Genomic DNA, 8742 nt, shown 5'->3' with positions numbered 1-8742 from the left:
CCCCGACGCCCAGACCCTGGTCGCCACCCCCAACGGCTCCGGCAACAACTGGGGCATGACCATCATGAAGAACGGCTCCACCACCTGGCCCACCGTCAGCTGCACCACCTCCTGAACCGCATTCCGGGCAGCCGGAAAACGCTTTTCCCCGGGCGCGCGGAAAAGCGGGAAGAGATCAGCCGTGTACGTATTTCCACGGCTCCGGCGGCCGCTCGGCCCCGCTCCCGCAGATCCGAATTCCGCGACCCCGACCGCCGGCCCCCGGCCCGGCCCGGCCGTCCTCGGCTTCGAAATTTTCGAAGCCCTGTCTCCGAAAATTGTGCCGCACCGTGCCGCCGAGCGCCATCGAACGCGCCCGCCCGGCATTCGACTGCGCCCGCTTCTGCCTGGCAACAACACTTCTGACCAGCAGTTTTCCTGACGACTGCTCAACTCACCGACAACCGACGCATTCGGAAACTCTGTCGAAACCGTTGACAGCCCGTCCGGCACCGTCCAACACTGTCGCCGAACCCCCACGGCCTCCGCTCCCCCACCCCATCCACAGAACGGATCGCCCCGTGAAGATCCCCCACAAGGCCCGCCTGCTCCCGCTGGCCCTCGCCGCCGTCGTCCTGCTCCCCGGCACCGCCGACGCCGCGACCATCACCAACAACCAGACCGGCAACGACGGCGGGTACTTCTACTCGTTCTGGAGCGACGGCAGCGGCTCGTCCTCGATGTCCGTGAACGGCGGCGGCAACTACAGCACCTCCTGGACCAACGTCGGCAACTTCGTGGCCGGCAAGGGCTGGAGCACCGGCTCGCGCAACCCCGTGACGTACTCCGGCACCTGGAGCACCAACGGCAACGCCTACCTGTCGCTGTACGGCTGGACCACCAACCCGCTGGTCGAGTACTACGTGGTCGAGAACTACGGCTCCTACAAGCCCACCGGCACCTACAAGGGCACCGTCACCAGCGACGGCGGCACCTACGACATCTACGAGACCACCCGCTACAACGCCCCCTCCATCGAGGGCAACAAGACCTTCAACCAGTACTGGAGCGTCCGCCAGTCCAAGCGCACCGGCGGCACCATCACCGTCGGCAACCACTTCGACGCCTGGGCCCAGCACGGCATGAACCTCGGCAGCATGAACTACGAGATCCTCGCCACCGAGGGCTACCAGAGCAGCGGCAGCTCCAACATCACCCTGGGCTCCTCCACCGGCGGCGGCGGCACGGGCGGCGGCGGCACCGGCGGCGGCACCGGCGGGAGCTGCAGCGCGACGCTCTCCGCCGGCTCCTCCTGGAGCGACCGCTACAACCTGAACGTCAGCGTCACCGGCTCCAGCACCTGGAAGGTCACCGTCAAGGTGCCCTCCCCCGAGAAGGTCAGCGCCACCTGGAACGTCAACGCCAGCTACCCCGACGCCCAGACCCTGGTCGCCACCCCCAACGGCTCCGGCAACAACTGGGGCATGACCATCACGAAGAACGGCTCCACCACCTGGCCCACCGTCAGCTGCAGCCAGGGCTGATCCCCGACTCCCCCCGCGGCCCCGGCCGTTGGGCGCACCGGACGGTGTGCTCAGCGACCGGGGCGCTCAGCGACCGGAGCCGAGGAGGGTCCAGGGTTCGGGGCGGGCCAGGGCAAGGCGGGGGCGGCGTTCGGCCCAGTGGCGGACGGCGGTGGCCATCGCGCCGGCGGGGTCGGTGACCTTCCAGGTGGGAGCGAAGGGACGGCGCATGCCGGTGTAGCTCTGGAACATGGCCAGGAGCTTGACGGCCTGGCTCTGGACCGGGGAGAGGTACCGGTCGGCGAGCGGGAGGAAGAAGCGGTTCCAGCGCTCGGTGGGAACCAGCGGCGGCCGGGCGAGCGGGGCGACGCCGCGGGCGGCGCGGAACGCGTTGAGGGTGTCGTGGATGACGTCGAGCAGGGTGTCCAGGTCGAGGCTGTCGGGACCGGCCGCGATCACCTCGGTGCGGGGCCGCTCCGGGGGCGGGCCGAGGACGGCGGCGGTGAGCGCGGCGGCGACCTCGTCGACGGGGCTGATCTCGGCGTGGCCCGCCGGGTCGCCGACGACCACGGCGGCGGTGCCGGAGACCAGCGCCTGGATCATGGTGTAGGGGCCGGAGAAGCGGGCGATCGCGCCGTCGGTGCGGCGGCCGACCACCAGCGGTGGGCGGACCAGGGTGAGCGGGCCGGGGTGGAGGTCACGGGCGAGTTCCTCGCAGCGGGCCTTGGACCACTCGTAGCCGTTGCGGTAGCCCTCGAACTCGGGGCCGCGCAGGTCCTCGGGGTTGCGTTCGCCGCCGACGTACGCGGTGGAGACCTGCACCAGGTGGGTGTCCCGGTCGGCGAGGGCGAGGGCGGCGCGCAGCGGTTCGAGGTTGGCGGCGGTGGCCTCGTCGCGGCCGAGGGTCCAGCGGGTGCTGGCGGCGGCGTGCACGATGACGTCCCAGTGGCCGGCGAGTTCGGGGGGCGGGGGTTCGGCGCCCATCCGCCAGTGCACGGCGGTGTCGCCGCGCCGGGCGACGGGGACGAGGTCGAGCGGGCGGCCCTGTGCGAGGGCGGCGGCCGGTAGCCGCTGGGCGAGTTCGGTGCCGACGACACCGGTCGCCCCGGTGAGCAGGACGCGCATGGGAGGCTCCCTCGGAAGCGGTCAGGTGGTCGGAAGCGGTCAGGTGGTCGGAGGCGGTCAGGTGGGGGGTGCGAGCACCAGGCAGGCGTTCTGGCCGCCGAAGCCGAAGGCGTTGGCGAGCACGGGGGCGGGGGCGACGGCGCGCGGCATGCCGTGGACCAGGTCGACCAGGTCGGCCTCGGGGCTGCGGCACAGGTTGGCGACCGGCGGGACGAGCCCGTCGGCGGCGCAGCGCAGCGCGATCGCGGCGGCGAGCGCCCCGGCGGCGCCGATCAGGTGGCCGGTGACGCCCTTGATCGCGGTGACGGGCGGCGGCTCGGCGCCGTAGCAGCGGGCGACGGCGCGGGCCTCGGCGCGGTCGCCGGGGACGGTGGAGGTGCCGTGGGCGCTGATGTGGCCGATGTCGGCGAGGCCCAGCCCGGCGTCGGCGACGGCGGCGCGCATGCAGCGGGCGGCGACCTCGCCGTCCTCGTGCGGGGCGGCGATGTGGAAGGCGTCGCAGTTCTCGGCGTAGCCGGCGATCTCGCCGTGGATCCGGGCGCCTCGGGCCAGCGCGGCCTCCCGGCGTTCGAGGACCAGGACGACGGCGCCCTCGCCCATCACGAAGCCGTCCCGGTCGGCGTCGAACGGGCGGCTGGCCAGGGCGGGTTGGTCGTTGCGCTGGGACAGGGCGCGCATCCGGGCGAAGGAGCCGACCACGACGGTGCTGACGGCCGCGTCGACGCCGCCGGCCACCGCGACGTCCAGTTCGCCGTACCGGATCCGGCGGGCGGCCGCGGCCAGGGCGGTGCCGCCGCTGGCGCAGGCGCTGGAGTAGGTGGTGCAGACGCCCTGGAAGCCGTGGCGCAGCGCGACCCGGCAGGCGGGCGAGTTGGCCATGGTGCGCGGGACGGTGTGCACGGGCAGGTCGCGGGGGCGGTGGACGTAGCCGGCGGTGGCCTCCTCCATGCTGGTGAGGCCGCCGATCCCGGTGCCGATCTGGACGCCGATCCGCTCGCGCGGCTGGTCGGCGGGCAGCGCGGCCTCGGCGAGCGCGTCGGCGGCGGCGCACAGCAGCAGCCGGGCGGGGCGGTCGATCTGCCGGGCCTCGCGCCGGCTGAGGTACGGATCGGTGTCGAACTCCGGTACCAGGCAGGCGATCTGGACGGGCAGGCCGGCCTCGGCCAGGCGGTCGAGGCGGGTCGCGGCGGGCTTGCCGGACAGGACGGCGGCGTACGCCTCGTCGAGGGTGTTGCCCGCGGGGGTCTTCAGGCCGATGCCGGTGACGACGACCCGGTGGCCGCCCGAGGGGTGCCGGTGCTCGCTCACGCGGGGCCGCCCGCGGGCGAGTTGAGGCTGATCACCGCGTCGGCGGTGCGGCTGCCGGGTGCGGCGGCGGCCGGGTCGGCCGCGCGGGCGTGCAGCAGGTCCACGGCGTGGCCGACGTCGCGGGCCGAGAGCAGGTCGTCCGGGTCGATCCGCAGCCGCAGGGTGCGTTCCAACCGGGCGCCGATCTCCATGAGTTCGAGGCTGTCGATGCCGAACTCGTCGGCCAGGCTGGTCCGTTCGCGCAGTTCCTCCGGTTCGGTGCCGAGGACGTCGGAGATGACCGTCCGGACCGTCGTGGCGAGTTCCTCACGTGTGAGCACCCGGGTGCCCTCCTTCGGTGGCGGTGCGGGCGGTGCGGGCGGTGTCCGGAGCGGTGTCCGGTACGGCGGCCGGGGCGGTGCGGGTGGTGGTGGTGCGGGCGGCGGCCGGGACGGCGGCCAGTGCGGCGTCCAGGATGCCTTCCGCTTCGGCGAGTTGGGCGTCGGTGGTGATCAGCGGCGGCAGCAGCCGGACGGTGGTGGGGCGGCTCAGGCAGGGCGAGACCAGCAGTCCGGTGGCGGCGAGTTCGAGCACCACCGCGCCGGCGGCCTGCGGGGAGGCGCAGTCGATGCCGCGCAGCAGGCCGCGGCCGGGCACGGCCCGCACCACCTCCGGGTGGCGCTCCCGCAGGCCGGTCAGCACGGCGTCCAACCGGGCGGCCAACTCCGTTCCGTGGTCGGCGAGTTCCTCGATCGCGTCGAGCGCCGCGGGGACGGCGGCGCAGCTCAGCGGGTGGCCGCCGAAGGTCGCCGAGTGCAGGAACGGGTCGGCGGCCAGCGGCGCGTACAGGCGCTCGGAGCACAGCAGGGCGGAGAGCGGGACGACCCCGCCGCCCAGCGGCTTGCCGAGCAGCACCGCGTCCACCGGCAGGCCGTCGGCGAGGGCCACCGAGCGGGCGCCGCAGCGGCGCAGACCGCACTGGATCTCGTCGGCGATCACGAACGCCCCGTCCCGGGCCGCGTCCGCGCACCACTGCCGCAGCACCTCGGTGGGCAGCGGCAGCGCGCCGTTCTCGCCCTGCACGGGTTCGAGGACGACGGCCGCCACTTCGCCGGACGCGGTCTCCCGGCCCACCGCCGCCGGGTCCTCGGCGTCGACGTGCACGACGTCCACCTCGCAGCCGAGCAGGCCGCGCCGGTACAGCGGGCTGTGGGTGAGCGCGAGGGCGCCCAGCGACTTGCCGTGGAAGCCGCCGCGGACCGCCAGCACCCGGGGGCGGCCGGTGGCCAGCCGGGCCAGCTTGACGGCCACCTCGACCACGTCCGCGCCGTTCAGGCCGAAGTAGACCTTGGGGAGCGCGTCCCCGAGGTACCCGCTGAGCCGGGCGGCCGCCTCGGCGGTGACCGGATTGGCCAGGCTGCGGGTCGCGGTGGGCATGGCGTCCAGTTGGGCGCGGACGGCGGCGGTGACCGCCGGGTGGCGGTGGCCGAGCAGAGTGACCGCGTAGGAGCCGAAGTCCAGGGCGGTGCGGCCGTCGGAGAGCGTCACCCGGCAGCCCTCGGCGACCGACTCGACGGCGCCGCGGCCGGCGAAACCGCCGGTCAGGGCGAGCTTCGGGGAGAGGTGGCGGCGCAGCCGGTCGAAGACGACGGCGGCGGCGGCCGGGGCGGCGGTGTCCGGGCCGGGGAGGGTGGTGGTCACCGGGCGGCCCCTTCCAGCGTCGTGGGCCGCGGCCGCGTCATCCGCCGCTCCAGGGCGTCGAGCATCTGCGCGGCGCTGTCCCGCAGGGCGTCCGCCGCGACCGGGTTGAGCATCTCGGCGAGCAGCGGGATGCCGATGTCGAAGTCGACGTGCAGTGCGACGGTGCTGCCGCCGCCGGGCGCGGCGCGCACCGCCCAGTGGCCGGCGAACTCGCCCAGGTCACCGGTGAGTTGCTCGAAGTCGAAGCGGCGCGCGGCGTGATCGATCACCTCGGCCTCGACCCAGCGCAGCACCGAGCCCTGCAACCGGACCGACCAGGCGGTGGTGCGGTGCCGTTCGTCGGGCTGCTCGACGAGTTCGACCGAGTCGACGCTGTCCATGCAGTCCGGGTAGCCGAGGACGTCGACCACCACCGGCCAGGCGTCCTCGGGCGCCGCGGCGACGGGCAGCTCCACTTCAACGTGCGGCATCTGACGGCCTCTCTGCGGGACGGCGGGCGGGAGCGGGGGCGGGAGCGGGGGCGGGAGCGGGAGCGGGGGCGGGAGCGGGTGGGGTCCGGCGGGACGGGAGCCGGTCGGCGTGCGGGCCGAGCGCCCGGGTCCGGGCGGCGGCCAGGGCGGGCGGGAACAGGCGGCGCAGCAGGGCGCGGGGCAGCGGGCGCAGGTGGGTCATCGCGTGCCACTGTTCGACCAGGGCGCAGCCCATCTCCACCTTGGGCGGGTACGCGGTCTGCGCGAAGCGGATGTGCCGGCTGCCGGTCGCCATGGCCAGCCGGACGGCCGCGTAGTGCAGGTTGTGGTACATCGCGCTGTCGTGGGCGAGGCGGTAGTCCAGGCCGATCCGGGCGCCGGTCGCGCCGTTCCCGGCGAACAGGCAGAGCAGGAAGCCGACCAGGTCCGCCCCCGCCGGGCCGTCCTCGAAGCAGGCCACCAGGCGGCTGTCCGGGTCGGCGGCGACGGCAGCCAGGAAGGCGCCGTCCAGGACGTCGAGGGTCTGGTCGGCCCGTTGCATCACCTGCCGGTAGAGGGGCGGGAGTTGGGGCAGCAGGTGGTCGAAGTCGGCCAACACCTCGATCCGCAGCCCGGGTTGGGAGCCGAAGCGGCGGATCTTGGCGCGGGCGTTGCGCCGGGGCTTGGCCGGGAGGGCGGCCAGGTACTCCTCGAACGAGTCGGTGGGAAGGGCGAGTTCGGTGTCGGGCAGGGCGGGGGCGAGGAAGAACCCGGCCTCCGTCAGCGGGGCGCGCAGCGGGGCGAGGTCCGGGCCGGTGAAGTCCTTGAAGAGCACGGTGCCGAGCCGTTCGCGGCGGGCGAGGTCGAGGACGGCGGCGACCAGCAGCCGTCCGGCGGCCGGGTCGAGCGGTTGCGGTGCCAGCAGGTGGCCCTGGCCGAGCAGGTGGCCGCAGAGCAGCATCGGCACCCGCAGCAGGCGGGGGGCGAGGCGGCGCAGCGGGGCGAGGCGGCGGCGCTCGTCCGGGCCGACGATCCGGTCCAGGGCGAGGTCGGGGAAGAGACTCAGCGGCAGCAGCGCGACCGGTTCGCCGTCCCGGCGCACCGTCAGGTAGGCGTACCCGGCGGGCCCGACCCGGCCGCGTTCCAGGGCCGCGAAGACGCTCCGGGACCACATCGGGTCGTCGGCCGGGGCGAGCCGGTCCCACAGGTCGGGCGGCACCTGTGCGATGCCGCGCAGCACCTCGACCCGGTAGCGGCCCCGCTCCGGACGCGCCGTTCCCCGTACCGTCTCCGGTTCCGACCGCCGCACCGGTTCCGACCGCCGCACCGGTTCAGCCGATCCGCAGCGGGCGGCCGTCCAGGTGCTCCCGCAGCGGGCGGGCCATCCTGGCGCGGGCGGGCGGGTGGAAGGCCAGTCCGGTGGCGGCGGAGGCCAGGTAGGAGCCGTCCGGGGAGTTGACGAAGGACATCCCGCCCAGCGCCTCCAGGCAGGCCCGGGTGGTGGCGGCGATCGCGTCCTGCGCGGCGTAGCGGGCGGTCAGCGCCCGGACCAGCAGCGCCTCGTCCCACGGTTCGTCGGCCATCGCGCGGGCGACGGCCTCCACGGCCAGCACCGCGCCCTCGACCGGGACGAGGTACGGGGTCGGGTCGGCCTCGCCGCCGGGGCGCCGCAGGGCCCGTTCGACCAGGGCGCTGGCCGCGCCGAGGTAGCCGGCGGTGAGCAGCAGTTCGAACCAGAGGAAGCCGGCGACGTTGAGCGCGTCCGGCACGGCGTCGGCGGTGACCTCGGTGGGGACCACCATGGACGGGTCCAACTCGACGTCGGTGAGCCGGACTTCGTCGCTCTCGGCGCCCGCCAGGATCGGGCTGCCCCAGAACGGGTGGACGGTGACGCCGGGGGTGTCGGCCGGGATCAGCGCGACGGCGAGGCGCTCCACGCCGTCCGGGCCGGGCAGCGCGACGGAGGCGGTCAGCAGGTCCATCGAGCGGGAGAGGCTGCACGGCTTCTTGCTGCCGTTCAGCACGATCCGGTCGCCGCGCCGCTCGGCGGTCAGGTGCGGGGTGAGGATGTTCTGGCCGGGCCGCCCCTCTGCGAACGCGGAGGCCACCAGCAGCCGTTCCTTGGCGACGCGCTCCAGCAGCACCCCCTCCAGGCCGCCGCCGCACTCGGCACCGGGTTCGGCACCGTACGCGGCGGCCGCGACCAGCCCCGCGACGGAGAAGTGGTGCATGGTGGTGGCCACCGCCAGCGAGGGGCAGCGGGCGCCGACCGCCCGCTGCACCCGGACGGCCTGCAGCGCGGTGGCGCCGGCGCCGGAGTACGCGGCGGGCACCAGCAGTCCGGGGCCGCCGGCCTCCCGGAACGCGGCGATCGCCGGGCTGGGCGTCCGCTCCAGTTCGGCCAGCGGGCAGGCGGCCAGCGCCCGGTCCAACCCGGGCATGAACGCTTCGAGTTCGGCGCGTTCGCGGTGCAGGAAGTTCACGTGCTGGTCCTTCCGAAGGGACGGGACGACTCGGCGCGGTTCGGTTCGGTACGGCTCAGTGCGGCGGGACGGGACGGGACGGGACTGAACGACGCGGTCGGCTAGACGAGTAGTTCCGAAGTCAGCTGGTTTTGCTGGTTCTGCTTCGGACATGCAGGAAGGGTGTCCAGCATTCGGGTTGTGACGACCGAAGAA

At 74.5% G+C, this 8742-nt stretch carries 8 protein-coding genes and 1 pseudogene; 2 read left to right on the top strand and 7 right to left on the bottom strand.

What is annotated here, in order from left to right; translation table 11 throughout:
* Positions 1-115, top strand: a pseudogene (locus ACFUEL_RS29135) (1,4-beta-xylanase); the annotation flags it as partial.
* Between the two features lie 445 nt (positions 116-560).
* Entirely contained in the window at positions 561-1523 is a 963-nt protein-coding gene (locus ACFUEL_RS29130) for a glycoside hydrolase family 11 protein (RefSeq protein ID WP_380239756.1), read from the top strand.
* Between the two features lie 66 nt (positions 1524-1589).
* On the opposite strand, the gene ACFUEL_RS29125 is transcribed toward ACFUEL_RS29130, so the two are convergent.
* The 7 genes from ACFUEL_RS29125 to ACFUEL_RS29095 are packed head-to-tail and all read right to left on the bottom strand — an operon-like array spanning position 1590 to position 8547.
* Positions 1590-2627: an SDR family oxidoreductase gene (locus ACFUEL_RS29125; protein ID WP_380239755.1), complete on the bottom strand. Its 1038-nt coding sequence runs from the start codon at positions 2625-2627 to the stop codon at positions 1590-1592.
* Between the two features lie 57 nt (positions 2628-2684).
* The gene (locus tag ACFUEL_RS29120) at positions 2685-3935 is read right to left on the bottom strand and encodes a beta-ketoacyl-[acyl-carrier-protein] synthase family protein (RefSeq protein ID WP_380239754.1); all 1251 of its coding nucleotides are present in this window, start codon (positions 3933-3935) and stop codon (positions 2685-2687) included.
* Complete coding sequence (locus tag ACFUEL_RS29115; RefSeq protein WP_380239753.1) at positions 3932-4255, bottom strand: acyl carrier protein; 324 nt, start codon at positions 4253-4255, stop codon at positions 3932-3934. The genes ACFUEL_RS29120 and ACFUEL_RS29115 overlap by 4 nt, the downstream gene beginning before the upstream one ends.
* On the bottom strand, positions 4242-5615 hold the full coding sequence (locus ACFUEL_RS29110; protein ID WP_380239752.1) for an aspartate aminotransferase family protein: 1374 nt from the start codon (positions 5613-5615) through the stop codon (positions 4242-4244). Before ACFUEL_RS29110 ends, ACFUEL_RS29115 begins: the two co-directional genes overlap by 14 nt.
* Positions 5612-6085, bottom strand: coding sequence for a type II toxin-antitoxin system RatA family toxin (locus ACFUEL_RS29105; RefSeq protein WP_380239751.1), 474 nt, complete (start codon positions 6083-6085; stop codon positions 5612-5614). Before ACFUEL_RS29105 ends, ACFUEL_RS29110 begins: the two co-directional genes overlap by 4 nt.
* Positions 6072-7373, bottom strand: coding sequence for a GNAT family N-acetyltransferase (locus tag ACFUEL_RS29100; protein ID WP_380239750.1), 1302 nt, complete (start codon positions 7371-7373; stop codon positions 6072-6074). Before ACFUEL_RS29100 ends, ACFUEL_RS29105 begins: the two co-directional genes overlap by 14 nt.
* Positions 7374-7395: 22 nt before the next feature.
* On the bottom strand, positions 7396-8547 hold the full coding sequence (locus tag ACFUEL_RS29095) for an acyl-CoA dehydrogenase family protein (RefSeq protein ID WP_380239749.1): 1152 nt from the start codon (positions 8545-8547) through the stop codon (positions 7396-7398).
* Positions 8548-8742: the final 195 nt, after the last annotated feature.

Source organism: Kitasatospora sp. NPDC057198 (assembly GCF_042670125.1).
In the GTDB taxonomy this organism is placed as follows: domain Bacteria; phylum Actinomycetota; class Actinomycetes; order Streptomycetales; family Streptomycetaceae; genus Kitasatospora.
This window is presented reverse-complemented; position numbering and strand designations above follow the sequence as displayed.